Genomic DNA, 14,149 nt, shown 5'->3' on the forward strand with positions numbered 1-14,149 from the left:
CACCCGCGCAGGTCTCATCTCAGGCAAGCCCGCTCCCACCTTTGAATGTGTTCACAGATCACACTGTGGGAGCGGGCTTGCCCGCGATAGGGCCATCAGCCACAGCACAAATTTCAGCCCTGCTCACTCTCATACTTGTCCAATGTATCCCTGGCAATTTCCCGGCCCAAGGCGATCAACTCCGGCGCCTTGTAGAACTCGAAAAACCGACACACCCGCTTCGGCACGTTGATCAGCACATCCGGCGGGTAACCGGCGATCTTGTACTGCGCCAGCGACGTTTGCATCACCTCAAAGCTCTGGTTGATCAGGTCCAGCAGTGATGCCGGGCCGACGTTGTCGATGATGAACGAACCGGTCGCCGATTTCGGCGCCCCAGCTTTTTCCGGCGCGGCGGCAGGTTGTTGGGATTCGGGCTCGGCCGACTCCAGCCACGGGTTGATCTCGGCGGCGTGGGCGTGCTGGAGCGCTTCCTGCTCGAGCTTCATTAACTGCTCGGCTTGTTTGCGTCGAAACGGCAGGTGCGACCCTAACGACCGGGCCAAGCTGTTGAAGCGGCTCTTGAACGCTGGCGGGCGTTGGATCACCGGCAGTTGGTAATGTTTTTGATTGGTGGCGTTGAGGTTGACCGCGATGATCAAGTCGCAATGGCTGGACACCACCGGCACGATCGGTAGCGGGTTGAGCAGGCCGCCGTCCACCAGCATGCGGTTGCCCTGCATCACGGGGGTGAACAGGCTGGGAATCGCGGCTGAGGCGCGCATGGCCTGGTGCAGACAGCCTTCCTGAAACCAGATTTCCTGCTGGTTGGTCAGGTCAGTGGCCACGGCGGTGTAGGGAATGCGCAGTTCTTCGATATTGATCTCGCCAACGATCTTGCGGATTTGGCCGAAGACTTTCTCGCCGCGAATTGCCCCCAGGCGAAAACTCACGTCGACTAGGCGCAGTACATCCAGGTAGTCGAGGCTTTCGATCCAGTTTCGATACTCGTCAAGCTTGCCGGCGGCATAAATCCCACCTACCACGGCGCCCATGGAGCAGCCGGCAATACAGGCGATGTCGTAGCCGCGGCGTTCGATTTCCTCGATCACGCCGATATGGGCGTAGCCCCTGGCCCCGCCGGAGCCCAGCACCAAGGCAACACGCTTCTTCATTGTCCATGTCCTTACCAAAGCAGGTGCCCACAATGCACCCATTGAGGGGGCGGCTTCAATCTTCGCTGAGCCTTGTAATATTTTTCGAGGATAGCGAGCAGGCTCGGGTATGCTCTGGCGATAGGTGCTTCTGATTTCAGGCGGCGAACAAGGTACTTTTCCTTGTGGGCAACGTCTACACCGTACGACTGTTTTTCTTTTTTTGAGGTGTCTTTGATGAAAGCCTGGATGTGTGTGCCTGTGATCGTGTTGGCCCTGGCCGGTTGTGCCGGGAAAACCGCGTACCGCGATAGCTGTGGCACGCAACTGGATGCAGCGTGGCATGAGCTGGACCTGGCCAAGGCCGAAGGTTTTGCCGGCACCGTGAGCTACTCTAAAGCCTTGTCCTTGTTGACGGGCGCCAAGACCCAGCAGCAATTTGAAGCGTTTGAAGGCTGCTCCAACAAAGCCGAAAAAGCGCGGTTCTATATTCGTGAGTCGCGCGCAGGGCGTTGATCGGTCGCGTGAACCAGGATTATTCATCGTCAATGGAGGAACGGATGTCAGCTTTGGTCGATCAGTTAGTCGCTCAGGTCATTGGCCTGGAAGTAGGGTTACTGAGCTGCCAAGCTCGCCTCGCCGCTGTCACCGACGATGAAGCCTTGCACGACTTGCGCACCACCGTGCGGCGCCTGCGCAGTTTGTTGCGGCCCTTGCGTGGGTTGCCGGGTGTGGAACACGTTGAATTGGCCGCCAGCACGGTCGGCCAACTGACGACGCCGCTACGCGACCGCGAGGTCCTGGCGGCGTATCTGCATCAGCACGGCTACCACGAAGCGGCGGATCGGCGCCTGCGCCTGCAACCCGACGCCTATCGCCACGTGGCGCAAAGCCCGGAAGTGGCGCACCTGCTGCTGATCCTCGATGCATTCCCACGTTTTATCCGCGCCTCCCAACACCAGAAATTACTCAAGGGCCTTCGCCCGCGTATTCAAAAGCGACTGGCCAAGCAATGGCAGAAGCTCGATGAAGCCCTCAAAGACCCAAACCATGATCGCCACCGCCTGCGCTTGCTGATCAAGCGCGTGCGCTACGCCGCTGAAGCCTATCCCGAGCTGGACAAGCTGCCTGCCAAAGCCATGTCGCGCCTCAAACTAGCCCAAGGCGCCCTCGGTGACTGGCATGACTGGCATGACTGCTGGCAATGGCTGGCGCAGGCCGGGCACCAGCCGGATTTGCAGCCGTGCGTTCCTGTATGGCATCGCACCATGGCCAAGGCGGAAGGCCAGGCAGATCGGGTACTGGACAAACTCCGCGCAGATTGTTTCTAGCCCGGTCCGGTTTTTGGCCGGAATGGGCGCTGTACCTAACCAGCTCGATGGTTAAGATCGCCCCATCGGTTTTCTTGATGTGAGGTCGCCATGCGCTTTAGTGATTTGCTCGACGCTGCCCGTAGCAAGCCATTGGATGTCACCATCCCCGCCGAGTGGGCCCAGGGCCGTGCAACCTTTGGTGGCTTGGTTGCCGCGCTGCAATATGAAGCGTTGCGCGCCAAAGTGCCGGCAGATCGCCCTTTGCGCTCATTGGCCATCACCTTTGTCGGTCCGGTTGCGCCGGATGTACCGGCCAGTTACCAGGTTGAAGTGCTGCGCGAAGGCAAGGCCGTCAGCCAGTTGCTTGGCCGCGTGACGCAGAACGGTGAAGTGGCGACGCTGGTGCAGGCCAGTTTCGGTGCGCCGCGTGAGTCAGTGATTGATGTGGCGAGCGAGGCGCCGCCTACGTTCAAACACTGGGACGAATGCCAGGAACTGCCCTACATCAAGGGCGTCACGCCGGAGTTCATGCGCCACCTGGCGATGCGCTGGAGCGTCGGCGGCTTGCCGTTCACCGGCAATAAATCCCGCGACATGGGCGGTTGGGTACGCCTGCGCGGGGACGTGAAGGAAGAACCGCTGACCGAGGCGCATATCCTCGCCCTGGTCGATGCTTGGCCACCGGCCTTGCTGCCACACCTGACCAAACCGGCTCCGGGCAGCACGCTGACCTGGACCATCGAATTTATCCAGCCGCTGCAAGACCTGACCACCCTCGACTGGTGCCAGTACCACGTCAACATCGAGCACGCCCGCGATGGCTACGGCCACGCCGCCGCCGCACTGTGGAGCCCGACCGGCGAGCTGATCGCCATCAGCCGCCAGACCGTGGTGGTCTTCGCCTGAGCCTCAGAACCGCTGGCTGCCCTGAGTTTCCAGCTTGCGCCCGTGGCGCTGCAGCGCCACGCCTGCCAACACACCGACTACACCGACGGCGAAGCTGGCCAGGCTGAGGCTGAACACCCCGGATGCGATCAACAGAAACCCGATGATCAGCAGCGGTACGGCAATCAACTGCAGCCCCAGGTTGGTAGGGTGCTGATGGTTTTGTGGGGCGTTACGCCATTGCCAGGCGGGGAGATTGGGATGACGTTTGCCCATGATGGTGAATCCTCTGTCCGTTTAAATAACTTGGACAGAGTTTAGGTTGGGGGTGGTGGGGTGGCGAATTGGGGTTGGCTATGGGGGCTATAGCCGGCCTTGTTTGGCTACAGCTTCAACTGCCCAATCGCCTTACTCAACTCCCCAGCCAAGGTCGCCAATTCATTGCTGGTAGTGGCCGAATCCACGGTCTGCTGCACCGTGTTCTCGGTCACGTCACGAATGCTCACCACTGCGCGGTTCATCTCTTCGGCAACATGGCTTTGCTGTTCGGCAGCCACGGCAATCTGGGTGTTGCTCTCGCGCATCTGTGCCACGGCGCCGGTGATTTCGGCGAGGGCCGCGCCGGCTTCCTGGGCTTGCTGTACGCAGTCGTCGGCTTTGAAGGAGCTTTCCTGCATGAAGTCCACCGCGTCACGGGTGCCGGCCTGAAGTGCTGAGACCATGCGGGTGATTTCGTCGGTGGAGCTTTGTACACGCTTGGCCAGGTTGCGTACTTCGTCGGCGACCACGGCAAAACCACGGCCCATTTCGCCGGCACGCGCGGCTTCGATGGCGGCGTTGAGGGCGAGCAGGTTGGTCTGTTCGGCGATGCTGTGGATCACGCCGACCACACCGTTGATTTTCTGGCTGTCTTCGGCGAGTTTCTGGATCATTTCGGCGGTCTGTTGCACGCCGCTGGACAGGCCGGCAATCGAGCGCTGTACCCGGCCGACCACTTCCTGGCCGCTGCCGGCGAGGGTGTCGGCGGTCTGCGACAGGTCGCGGGTGGCGCCGGCGTGTTGGGCGATGTGGTGGACTGTGGCGGTCATCTCGTTGATCGCAGTGGCGGCCTGGTCGGTTTCGCTTTGCTGGCCGAGCATGCCGTGTTGCACTTCGTTCATGCTGCTGGCCAGGCGCGCGGCGCCATCGTCCAGTTGCTGGGCGGTGCGCGCCACCGTGCTGACCACCCGTTGGTAGCCGGCTTGCATGGCGTTGAAGGCACTGGCCATCTGGCCGACTTCATCCTTGCAGGCCAGCGGCACGCGGGCCGACAGGTCGCCGGTCTTCTCCACGTGCAGCATTACGTCCTTGAGGGTATTGAGTTGGCTGAGCAGGAAGCGGATCAGCAGCTGCGAGGCCCCGAGCATCGCCAGCATCAGGATTAGCACCGCCACGGCGTAGTTGGTGAAGCGATCGCCGAACACCTGGCTCAGGCTGCGTCCGTAGGCCAGTACGGCGATCTGCTGCCCGTCGGCGCGCGCGACGACGTCGGCACCGATCAATGGGTTTTCACCGAAAAACGGCTGGTGATTGAGTTCGACCCAACCGTTGGCATTGCCCAGGGCTGACAGATCGTGATCGGCCAGCTGTGGGACTTGACCACGGGCAAACGTCAGCCACTGCTCGCCCTTGGGCAACGCCTTGTCGGCCGGCCAGGTACCGAGCAACCGCGCCTGCGCCTGTGCCGAGGCCTGGGTGGCATCGCTGCGTGCCTGTTGTTCGAGCTGCACGGCGTAGAGCACGAGCAGCAGGGTGGTGATGAAGGCGACCGCGTTGACGGCCCAGAATTTGTATTTCAGCGAGATGTTGCTAAGCCAGGCACCCATGGAAGGTTTTCTCTGATAGCGGAAACAGCATTGGCAAGGTGCCATTATTGTGCCGCTACTCGGGAAAGCGGTTTTGACGTGGGTCAATGCGCCGCATCAATCCACTTGAGGCAAACCAAAAAACGCGCGCGAGCAGGCAGTGCTGTGCTCAGCCAAGTCTTCCACCGTTTCGTTGCGGTGCAAGGCGACCTCGCGCAGCACTTCCGGCAGATAGGCTGGTTCATTGCGGCCATTTTTCGGCTTGGGCCGCAGCGTGCGCGGCAGCAGGTAGGGCGCATCGCTTTCCAGCATCAGGCGGCCACGGGGAATTTCTTTGACCAGCGGATGCAAGTGCGTCCCACGGCGCTCATCGCAAATCCAACCGGTGATGCCGATATGCAAGTCGAGGTCGAGGTAGCTGAACAGCGCCTGTTGTTCGCCGGTAAAGCAATGCACCACGGCGGCGCTCAGGTGGTCGCGGTAGTCTTTGAGGATTTCCAGCAGGCGCTGGTTAGCGTCACGTTCGTGGAGAAACACTGGCAATTTCAGTTCAACGGCCAGGGCCAGGTGTTCTTCGAGGACTTTTTCCTGCTGTGGGCGCGGGGAAAAATCCCGGTTGAAATCCAGCCCGCATTCGCCCACCGCACGCACACGGCTTTCGCTGAGCAAACCGCGCAATTGCCGCGCGCTGTCGCCGTTCCAGTCGCTGGCGGAGTGGGGGTGGATGCCGGCGGTGCTGAACAGGCGTCGGCCGTTTTCATCGAGTTTTACACACAATTCCAGGGCCTGTTCGCTGCCCTCGACACTGGTGCCGGTGAGCACCAATTGCTGCACGCCGGCGGCGTAGGCGCGGTCGAGAACGGCCTGGTGCCTCTCGTCGAAACTGGGGTTGGTCAGGTTGACGCCGATATCAATGAGTTGCATGGTGCTATCTCCGCCTGCGGCCGGAAAGCATATCAGAGCTGTAGATTTATAAGAAAAACGAAGAACTACAACGAGTTATAGCTGTCTTTGAACGTCGCAAGTGACATTGTGGTTGGCTACGCGCCCGCCGCGGTGCCGCCGTTGCGTGCCTTGCCAGCGCATAAAGCGCTCTGTTTCTGACCCCCAGCCCCTCGTCTTTCACGAAGGCGCTGGCCAGTATTCTTTCCGGAGAGCGGATGATCCGACCCTCGGCGTTGCTTATGTTGTGCCTGACGTTACTGCTGCCCATGGCGGCGGTCGCACGTTTGGACGGGCCGCTGGAAGTGACCAAGCCTGGCAAGGTCCGTGATCTGGCGCAGATACGCGCCAGTCGCACCCTGCGCGTGCTGGTCAACCAGAGCCGTAACAGCTCCGGTGAGGTCCAAGGCCAGGCCATTGGTGTCGAATACCACCGCCTGCGCGCCTTCGAACAGTACCTCAATGGTCACGCCCGTGACGGTGAAGAGATCAACCTCAAGATTATTCCCAAGGCCAAGGATCAACTGCTTGGCGCACTGGCCCGCGGAGAAGGCGATCTGGTCGCGCCCGGTGAATTGCTCGATGTGAAGGCCGCGCACAGGATCAGCGCCAGTGACCCGATTGCCAGCGACGTGCCGTTGTGGCTGGTGGGCGTCAAGGGCGAACGACGCTTTACCAAGCTTGAGCAACTGTCCGGGCGTACCCTGGCGCTGACCACCGGCAGTGCGGCGGCGGATGCGATCAACCAAGTCAACCAGCAGTTGGCCCTGCACAAGCGGCCGCCGGTGAAGGTGGAATGGGTCGACCCGACGTTGGCCGTGGAAGATGTCTTGGAGATGGTCCAGGCCGGGATCTTCCACCTCACCATCGTCGAAAAACCGATTGCCGAGCGCTGGTCGAAAATCCTGCCTAAGTTGCGCTTTGATCGGCAAGTGGCGATCAGCGAACCGGGCGATGAATTCTGGTTCGTGCGCCAGGATGCCTCGATGCTGCGGGCCAGTATTGACCGTTTCCTCAAGACCTACCGAACCCCGTCCGACCAGGACGTGGCGTTCCAGCGTATCTATCGACGCCTCTATCAAGTGCGCAACCCACTGGCTCGCGCCGACCGACAGCGCTTGGAGAAACTGCGCCCGGTGCTGCAAAAGCATGCCCGCGAGCAGGGCATGGATTGGTTGAACCTGGCGGCGCTGGCATTCAAGGAATCGGCCCTTGACCCTGGCGCACGCAACAGCGGCGGGCCTACCGGGCTGATGCAGATCACGCCGTCGGCGGCGCAGCGGGTGGGCGTCAACAATATCGAGAGTCTGGACCGCAATGTGCAGGCGGGCGCGCGATACCTGGCGATGATCCGTCGCAAGTTCTTCGCCAGCCCCAAGCTGAACGAGCGTGAACGCATGGCCTTTGTGCTGGCGGCCTACAACATGGGGCCGGAGCGGGTGCAGGGCATGCGCGCGGAGGCTCGCCGCCGGGGGCTTAACCCTAATCAGTGGTTCTTCCAGGTCGAACGCATTGCCATGGAGCAGGTGGGAATGGGTGGCGTCAGCTATGTTAATAGCGTGAACAAGTATTATCTGGCGTTTGATCGGGAGCGGGAGTCCCTGGAACCGGTGACGCCAAAAGTCGCCTCACGCAAATAATCGGTTTTATCGATAATTATTAAGCATTTTTTGCGCTTTTATCATTGTCTTATCCGATTAATATAGCGGCCAACCAACCCCTACTTTGAAAAGGATTAGCCCCATGAGCCCACTGATCAACCGCATCCTGTCCACCCGCGCCGGTTACGGTCTGACCATCCTGCGAATTTTTGTCGGCATCATCTTCGCGGCCCATGGCTCGCAAAAACTCTTTGGCTGGTTTGGTGGTGGCGGCTTGGCGGGCACTGCGCAATATATGGAAAGCCTGGGCCTGACACCGGGCACCTTGATGGCGGTGCTGTCGGGCGGTACGGAGTTCTTCGCAGGCTTGGCACTGATCATCGGTTTGCTGGCGCGCCCGGCAGCACTGGGCCTGACCTTCCTGTCGCTGGTAGCGATCTTCTCGGTGCATATCCATAACGGGCTGTTTATGGCTAACAATGGTTATGAGTTCGCACTGGCCTTGCTCGGCGGCTCGCTGGCGGTGCTGCTGGAAGGGGCGGGCAAATTGTCTGCCGACCGCGCCATCGCCAACTGAACCCTATATAAAACTCGGAAAAAGCCCGCCATCGGCGGGCTTTTTCGTTGCTCGGGATTCTTGACACTGCCCCACCGGCTTCTCTAGGATGCTGTTCATGCGCCGATTTAAACAGCTAATTGCGGGGCGCCACTGGGCTCAATGTAGCCCGACAGAAGATGCACTCATTCAGAGTGAGGCTTCGAAATACCGCTAAAGCGCTGGTTCGGTGTTGCCTCTCACCTGCCCGCAGACTTTTGAGGCAGAGACACGACACGATGAATGCACTACGCCCCCTCATACACCTGGCCCCGATTACCGCGGACCTGACCCAACGCAACCCTAAAATTCTACTGGGCGGCAAGCACCAACCGACACTGTTGCGTTACCTGGACGGCTGGCCGCGTCGTACGGGGCGGCCTTCGGCGTTCCTGATCCAATTTGTGGAAGACGGCGATTCCCTGGCCCGCTTTGCCAGCAACAGCTTCGACCTCGCGGTTATCCAGGCGCCCAGCGCCAGTGACGCCGAGGCGGTTATCCGTCAACTGACGCGTATCGCCCGGCAAGGGCTGATTGCTCGTCGTTGACGCTTTGCTGTTGAGTTCTCAGCGAAGTAAAGCGCCAGCATGTGATCGACGGCGACGTTGGTACACAAACACTGCCCAGGCGATCAGGCACAACAGCAGCGGCACTGCGGCAATCATGAGCAGCTTCAGGTTGCGTTCCGTTCGGTGTGCTTGCGCGTAAGCCTCGACCTTGAGGGCATGCAGCTCCATGGGCAGTCGCAGGCGTTCCTTATTGAGCGCCTGCAACTGGGTATTGCCATTTACCGCCTGGGTGCCAAGGGTTGCGTTTGGCGGGTTCAATCGTTGCCACTCCTGCTCTGTTCGTTGAAGCCGTCGTTCAAGTTCACTCGCCTTTTGTGTGTAGGTTTGTGCTGCGGCGTCGCGCATGTGCTCCAGAGGGTTCTGAGGTTGGCCGGCTGTTGCGCGAGGGAGGATGCCGGCGAGAACATCGGGAGCCGACAGGTTATCCAGTGTATTCAGTAGAAACGGCACGTTGCTGTTGGGCGCAGACTTTATGGCCGCGTCCATGAGTAAGTCCGTGTCGGCGACCACCACCACTTGGATGTTTGCGGTTTTTTGCAAACCGGACGGATTCCCCTTCATGCCGTCGGGAAATGCGGAATAGGCCGGCCCCTCGAGACGAGCGGCTATCAGCTGGCGTTGGCCGGGAGTGGCCGTCTCATCGAGCAGTGAGTCGGGGCTGGTAGCTGATGCAAAGCGCCTGGTATCCACTAGCGCAGACTGCCTGGAGCTTTGCAGCAGAGGGGTGAGGGTCGTACGGCTTTTTCTCAGTCGAGAAAGTGCGCCGCTGCTCGAGACGATCACTGAGTTCAATTTCCAGGCGCTGACGTCATTCACCGTCATCGCCTGCCGTGGCAGGCTTAACCTGGCAGGATGCAGGACCGTCTGTTCTCCCGGGCCGAATGAGGCCGATGAGGCGTAGAGATTATCGACCAGTAGCTTGTCCGTCGGCATCTGTATGCCCCATGCGGTCAGCAACCCATCCAGCCTGGAGTCTGCCGGTACTGTGCTGGCATCCATCTCGCTCATGGGGTCGATAAACATCATCAGCTTGCCGCCACTCAATACAAACTGTTCAATCCCATACAGGGTTTGCTCTGGCAGCGCGCGAGGATGCACCACCATCAGCGTTGTGATCGATTCAGGGATGCGTTCGGTGTTCGATGCCAACTCGACAAGGTTGAAGTGCCGCTGCATCTGCTCCAAAACTATTCCAGCAGGCTTATTCAATGGCAGCCCGGACAGAAGCCCGACAGTAGCGCGCTCGGGGTGCATCAACTTGTAGATCAGGTGGCTGATTTCATACTCAAGCAATGGCTCGTCGTCGAGGTCGAATAGGTCGATACGTTGTGCTGCCTGGCCTGCTCGCGTACCTATAAGGCCAAGAAAGCCGTGTGTACCGTCAAGGCCGAATAAGCCGGCTTTGTAGGCATCCTCTGAATAAGGTGAGGGATCAATAATGTGCAGGTTAATCATGCCTTTTGCCGCTTTTTCGTACTCCTTCAGTAGGTCTTCCACGCGCTCGCCATAGCGTTTTAAAGCTTGGCTTTTCTTCGGGCTGTTGCTTGAGTTGAAGTAATACAGGTCCAGTGGGTCTTCAAGCGTTGCGAGTAATTGCCGCGCCGGGGGCGATAACGTGTGGATTTTATGCTGTGAGAGATCCCAGCGGACATCGGGGAGATTGCTTACCCAAGTCAGATTAAAGGCCAGGAAAAGTAGCAGTATGACCATAAGTGTCATACCCGTACGAAGAACTGACCGCATACGTTGCTTTCCTTTTCAACTGGTTTTGTGGTTGAGGGTGACAATCGTTGCCGACAGAAAGGCAACGATCATGCTGATGAAGTACAAACTGTCATGGAGTGTAAACTTGCCATTGTCGATAGCGCTGAAACGCGCGATCGGATTAAGCGCAATCAAGCTATCGATCACCCAGATAGGTGCCTGATGATCAAGTGCATCCAAGACCGAAGAAAGCGCGCTGGCGATAAACAGCAAGCCCAGCGTCACTATAAAAATAACGATGCGCCGGTGCGTCAGTGCGCAGATAAAGCAGCCCACAGATAGGTAACTTCCTGCCAGCAATCCGCTGGCTAGAAATTGTGAAGTGATAACGATATTGTCCGCGGCGCCCAAGTAGTTGGCGACGATCACTACAGGAAACGTCAAGGTCAGGGCAACACCACACACGACCCATGCGGCTAGAAATTTCCCGATCACACGTTCGAACGTAGTAATGGGCAGCGTTTGCATAATATCGCGCAAGCCTGCGTCGCGTTCGTCCGACCAGAGTTGCGTTGATAAGGTGGGGATCAGCAGCAAATAGAGCCAGGGGTGTAACTGGAAAAAGACCTGCAAGTTACCGCTGTTTTGATCCATCCACTGGCTTGTATACAGCCCCATTGTTGTGCACAGCACCAGAAATGCAGCAACACTCAGGTATGTGCTTGGCGTGCAGGCATAGCTGGCGATCTGACGTTTGAATATGACGGGCAGCAGCTTCAAAGTGATACCTCTTGGCTCAGATGGTGAACAACTTCGTTCAGGCGCCCTGGCTCCAGATTCAGTGACGTTATGCTCCAGCCGCGGCTGGCGATGAGTGCGTTAATAGGGGGATAGATGTTGTGCCCCGGCATGGCCAGAACCGTCACCCTGCCAGGCGTGTGCCGGTCTTCTTCGATACCTGCAACGCCGGGTAATACGGCCAGGGCCAGTAGATCCAGAGGCGTTTCTGCGGCCAGGGTTACGGCTCGGAAATGTCGGGAGTTGCGCTGCAAATCGGGCAGTGAGGTGTCAGCCATCAGGCGGCCTGCGGCGATAACCAGAGCGCGTTTGCAGATACTGGAAAGCTCATTACAGTGACGGGACGCAATGATGACCGTCATGTCTTCGGTCAAGGACTGGATAAGTGTCCTGAATTTAAGCAGTTGGTCAGTCGCCAGCCCCTCAGTCGGTTCATCCAGTAAGAGCAGGCTGGGGGTATGCAGGATCGCCTGGGCGATAGCGACTTTGCGCTTTAAACCGATGGAGAGTGTATGGATGGGGGCGTTGAGTACGCGTGATAACTCCAGGCGCATGGCGGCCCGATCCACCCGACTGCGTTTTTCGGCTCCGCTGAAGCCTCGAGTGGCAGCAATGAAATTGAGCACGTTTTTGACGGACATCGTGTGATGACTGAGCCCCCCGTGGGGTTGATAGCCGAGGGCTTTGCGAGCTTCAAGTGGATGAGTCTGGGTACTGAACCCCTGGATGTTGATATGCCCGCTGGAGGGTTTTACCAAACCGGATATTAAATTCAGCAGCGTCGTTTTACCTGCTCCGTCCTCCCCTAAAAGGCCTATGCATTCCTGGCGTTGGGCACTAAACGAAAGGTCAGTGATGACTTTCATTTTTCCCTGGTACTTTGTCAGGCTGCTTATCTCGAGCATCTTTTTACCGAATAAGTTTTGCAGAGCGTATGAAAATACGTCCGCCATGAGCGGTTGAGCGGCGAAAGGTTACGTTCAATCATTTGAATTGGGAACGTGGGGACATGTTTATCAGATAGTTCCTACGTCAAAATGGATAACTTGCTGAAACAATTGCGTTGTTTCGAGGCTACTAATGGGCGGATGTTTATCGGCTCTTTATGTGAGTCTTATTTTTTTGATATGAGGCCTGATTATCATGATGCTTCTACGTACTCTCGTGCTTGAACGCAGCGGTGAGGACGCGCCGGTCAACGGTGCATTGCTCTGTGGGTTTGCTGTCGCGCAAACCGACTCCAACTTTCTGGTCTATAGCCTGGATGAAGAGACCGAGCCCGGTAACTCCAGGGTCTATATCGCCGCGTTACGTAAGAAGCTCGACCGGTATTTTCTGGGTGGTGTTGAGTCCAAGGAGGACTTGCAAGTGGCCATGCAGGTCTTTAAGCAAGTTTTGATGGCGGCCGCAGCCTCCGGCACTAAGACAGGGGCTGTTATCGAGACCGCGATTCCCTTTCATTTCATTGATTTGAAAGGCTGCAAGTTGCCGCCTGCCAGGCCTGAAGATCACCATTCAATGATCATCAAGAAGGCCTTGGTGATGAAGGTGATCACCTTGGGCATGTCTGCGCCCTCGTTGCCTGCGATAGAAAGTGCTTCGTTGATCGTGCCGTCCATTCGCTTTTCGTCGCAAATGGTCTCGCCGCCCAAGAACCCGCCTGCTCCAAAACCCATCGAGCAGCCGGTACATGAGCCTGTTGTTGCAGAGCCTGTTGTTGCAGAACAGCTGGCCTCCTCCATTGTTAGTGCGCACGTAGTGGAGCCCCCTGAGCTCAGTGCGTCGCCTGCTCAATTTGAGCTAAGGGAACCTGCGCCGACAAAACTGCCGGTTCCGATGGAACACGCATCGATGCTTGAGGTTGACAGCACGCTGACCAGCCTTGCCAAGGTCGCCCAGGAACTGACGCAACAAAAACGCGTGGTCATTGAGCGCGAGGAGGAGCTTGAGCAGTGGCACGCTCGACTGCAGCAGGCGCAGGGCGACCTCGACGAAAAGAGCCGTGAGTTGGAGCAGCGCGATTCGCACTTGCAGAACCAACGAATAGAGTTTGACCAAGAGGCCGAAAGGCTGACGCAGGCGATGTCGCACTTGGTGGCTATGCGGCAGCGCCTGCAGGGCGTGCTCCTTGAGTTGGATCAAACCTTGGGTGGCTAGGCGTGAATCCATGTGTGCTCTGGCCTGGCTACTTTCCAGGGTTCATTTATCATCAACCCCTGCCAGTCGACGCCAGAGCATGAGGCCATGGCGTATCGGCACCATTGGACACTGCCTGGGGATGCAAGCGTTTGAGTACCAAGCTGATTACCAAAGAAGGTCATGAAGCGCTGAAAAAAGAGTTGGATTATTTGTGGCGCGAAAAACGCCCGGACACCACCCGCAAGGTGACCTGGGCTGCTTCCCTGGGGGATCGCAGCGAGAACGCGGATTACCAGTACAACAAGAAGCTGCTGCGTGAGATAGATCGGCGCGTGCGCTATTTGCGCAAGCGGCTTGAAGACATGCGGGTGGTGGAGTACATGCCCGAGCAGGAGGGCAAGGTGTTCTTCGGTGCCTGGGTCGATATCGAAAATGAGCAGGGCGAGACCAAGCGTTTTCGTATTGTCGGCTATGACGAGATTTATGAGCGCATGGACTACATTTCCATCGACTCACCGATGGCCCGCGCGTTGCTGCGTAAGGAAGTTGACGATGAGGCTATCGTGCAGACCCCGAGCGGCGACGTATGCTGGTGGATTACCGCTATCGAGTATGTGAAGTAGACG

General features: G+C 58.3%; 14 protein-coding genes and 1 pseudogene. 8 read left to right on the forward strand and 7 right to left on the reverse strand.

Annotated elements, in window-relative coordinates:
* Nucleotides 1-113: 113 nt before the first annotated feature.
* Entirely contained in the window at nt 114-1,154 is a 1,041-nt protein-coding gene (locus tag K0P33_RS10170; protein ID WP_094952376.1) for a patatin-like phospholipase family protein, read from the reverse strand.
* A 216-nt stretch (nt 1,155-1,370) separates the two neighbouring features.
* On the opposite strand from K0P33_RS10170, the gene K0P33_RS10175 reads away from it, so the two are divergent.
* The 3 genes from K0P33_RS10175 to K0P33_RS10185 all read left to right on the forward strand — a co-directional run bounded on the left by K0P33_RS10175 (nt 1,371) and on the right by K0P33_RS10185 (nt 3,352).
* Nucleotides 1,371-1,649 (forward strand): hypothetical protein, encoded by a 279-nt coding sequence (locus tag K0P33_RS10175; protein WP_010176194.1) that lies wholly within the window; start codon nt 1,371-1,373, stop codon nt 1,647-1,649.
* Nucleotides 1,650-1,693: 44 nt separating this feature from the next.
* Nucleotides 1,694-2,464: a CHAD domain-containing protein gene (locus K0P33_RS10180; RefSeq protein WP_242155110.1), complete on the forward strand. Its 771-nt coding sequence runs from the start codon at nt 1,694-1,696 to the stop codon at nt 2,462-2,464.
* 90 nt (nt 2,465-2,554) lie between these two features.
* Nucleotides 2,555-3,352 carry an acyl-CoA thioesterase domain-containing protein gene (locus tag K0P33_RS10185; RefSeq protein WP_242155111.1) on the forward strand — a complete coding sequence of 266 codons (798 nt, stop codon included), beginning with the start codon at nt 2,555-2,557 and terminating at the stop codon, nt 3,350-3,352.
* Nucleotides 3,353-3,367: 15 nt separating this feature from the next.
* Here the strand turns inward: K0P33_RS10185 and K0P33_RS10190 are convergent.
* The 3 genes and pseudogenes from K0P33_RS10190 to K0P33_RS10200 form a co-directional block, all read right to left on the reverse strand.
* Nucleotides 3,368-3,607: pseudogene (locus tag K0P33_RS10190) on the reverse strand (terminase); the annotation flags it as partial.
* Between the two features lie 107 nt (nt 3,608-3,714).
* Nucleotides 3,715-5,196 (reverse strand): methyl-accepting chemotaxis protein, encoded by a 1,482-nt coding sequence (locus K0P33_RS10195; protein ID WP_242155112.1) that lies wholly within the window; start codon nt 5,194-5,196, stop codon nt 3,715-3,717.
* A gap of 96 nt (nt 5,197-5,292) precedes the next feature.
* The gene (locus K0P33_RS10200; protein WP_242155113.1) at nt 5,293-6,099 is read right to left on the reverse strand and encodes a TatD family hydrolase; all 807 of its coding nucleotides are present in this window, start codon (nt 6,097-6,099) and stop codon (nt 5,293-5,295) included.
* Nucleotides 6,100-6,335: 236 nt separating this feature from the next.
* Here K0P33_RS10200 and K0P33_RS10205 point away from each other — a divergent pair, with 236 nt between their 5' ends.
* The 3 genes from K0P33_RS10205 (at nt 6,336) to K0P33_RS10215 (ending at nt 8,861) form a co-directional block, all read left to right on the forward strand.
* Nucleotides 6,336-7,757, forward strand: a complete 1,422-nt coding sequence (locus tag K0P33_RS10205) for a transglycosylase SLT domain-containing protein (RefSeq protein ID WP_242155114.1) — start codon at nt 6,336-6,338, stop codon at nt 7,755-7,757.
* Between the two features lie 103 nt (nt 7,758-7,860).
* Entirely contained in the window at nt 7,861-8,295 is a 435-nt protein-coding gene (locus K0P33_RS10210) for a DoxX family protein (RefSeq protein ID WP_094953743.1), read from the forward strand.
* 257 nt (nt 8,296-8,552) lie between these two features.
* A complete protein-coding gene (locus K0P33_RS10215) occupies nt 8,553-8,861 on the forward strand; it encodes a hypothetical protein (RefSeq protein WP_094953742.1) in 309 nt (102 codons plus the stop codon).
* Nucleotides 8,862-8,879: 18 nt separating this feature from the next.
* Here the strand turns inward: K0P33_RS10215 and K0P33_RS10220 are convergent, their stop codons facing one another.
* Genes K0P33_RS10220 through K0P33_RS10230 form a run of 3 tightly spaced genes read right to left on the reverse strand, consistent with a single transcriptional unit; the run spans nt 8,880 to nt 12,289 of the window.
* On the reverse strand, nt 8,880-10,625 hold the full coding sequence (locus tag K0P33_RS10220; protein WP_242155115.1) for a Gldg family protein: 1,746 nt from the start codon (nt 10,623-10,625) through the stop codon (nt 8,880-8,882).
* A 15-nt stretch (nt 10,626-10,640) separates the two neighbouring features.
* Nucleotides 10,641-11,366: an ABC transporter permease gene (locus tag K0P33_RS10225; protein ID WP_094952457.1), complete on the reverse strand. Its 726-nt coding sequence runs from the start codon at nt 11,364-11,366 to the stop codon at nt 10,641-10,643.
* Entirely contained in the window at nt 11,363-12,289 is a 927-nt protein-coding gene (locus tag K0P33_RS10230) for an ABC transporter ATP-binding protein (RefSeq protein WP_242156028.1), read from the reverse strand. Before K0P33_RS10230 ends, K0P33_RS10225 begins: the two co-directional genes overlap by 4 nt.
* Before the next feature lie 238 nt (nt 12,290-12,527).
* Here K0P33_RS10230 and K0P33_RS10235 point away from each other — a divergent pair, with 238 nt between their 5' ends.
* A complete protein-coding gene (locus K0P33_RS10235) occupies nt 12,528-13,541 on the forward strand; it encodes a hypothetical protein (RefSeq protein WP_242155117.1) in 1,014 nt (337 codons plus the stop codon).
* 131 nt (nt 13,542-13,672) lie between these two features.
* Nucleotides 13,673-14,146 carry a transcription elongation factor GreB gene (greB, locus tag K0P33_RS10240; protein ID WP_094952455.1) on the forward strand — a complete coding sequence of 158 codons (474 nt, stop codon included), beginning with the start codon at nt 13,673-13,675 and terminating at the stop codon, nt 14,144-14,146.
* The last annotated feature ends 3 nt before the right edge of the window (nt 14,147-14,149 follow it).

Source organism: Pseudomonas sp. ArH3a, assembly GCF_022648765.1.
In the GTDB taxonomy this organism is placed as follows: Bacteria; Pseudomonadota; Gammaproteobacteria; order Pseudomonadales; family Pseudomonadaceae; genus Aquipseudomonas.

Bases quoted from the DNA above. Each gene is read 5' to 3' on its own strand.
- K0P33_RS10230 (WP_242156028.1), bottom strand. From the start codon at position 12,289: ATGCTCGAGATAAGCAGCCTGACAAAGTACCAGGGAAAAATGAAAGTC.
- K0P33_RS10200 (WP_242155113.1), bottom strand. From the start codon at position 6,099: ATGCAACTCATTGATATCGGCGTCAACCTGACCAACCCCAGTTTCGAC.
- K0P33_RS10185 (WP_242155111.1), top strand. From the start codon at position 2,555: ATGCGCTTTAGTGATTTGCTCGACGCTGCCCGTAGCAAGCCATTGGAT.
- K0P33_RS10210 (WP_094953743.1), top strand. From the start codon at position 7,861: ATGAGCCCACTGATCAACCGCATCCTGTCCACCCGCGCCGGTTACGGT.
- K0P33_RS10205 (WP_242155114.1), top strand. From the start codon at position 6,336: ATGATCCGACCCTCGGCGTTGCTTATGTTGTGCCTGACGTTACTGCTG.
- K0P33_RS10170 (WP_094952376.1), bottom strand. From the start codon at position 1,154: ATGAAGAAGCGTGTTGCCTTGGTGCTGGGCTCCGGCGGGGCCAGGGGC.
- K0P33_RS10220 (WP_242155115.1), bottom strand. From the start codon at position 10,625: ATGCGGTCAGTTCTTCGTACGGGTATGACACTTATGGTCATACTGCTA.
- K0P33_RS10195 (WP_242155112.1), bottom strand. From the start codon at position 5,196: ATGGGTGCCTGGCTTAGCAACATCTCGCTGAAATACAAATTCTGGGCC.
- K0P33_RS10175 (WP_010176194.1), top strand. From the start codon at position 1,371: ATGAAAGCCTGGATGTGTGTGCCTGTGATCGTGTTGGCCCTGGCCGGT.
- K0P33_RS10215 (WP_094953742.1), top strand. From the start codon at position 8,553: ATGAATGCACTACGCCCCCTCATACACCTGGCCCCGATTACCGCGGAC.
- K0P33_RS10235 (WP_242155117.1), top strand. From the start codon at position 12,528: ATGATGCTTCTACGTACTCTCGTGCTTGAACGCAGCGGTGAGGACGCG.
- K0P33_RS10180 (WP_242155110.1), top strand. From the start codon at position 1,694: ATGTCAGCTTTGGTCGATCAGTTAGTCGCTCAGGTCATTGGCCTGGAA.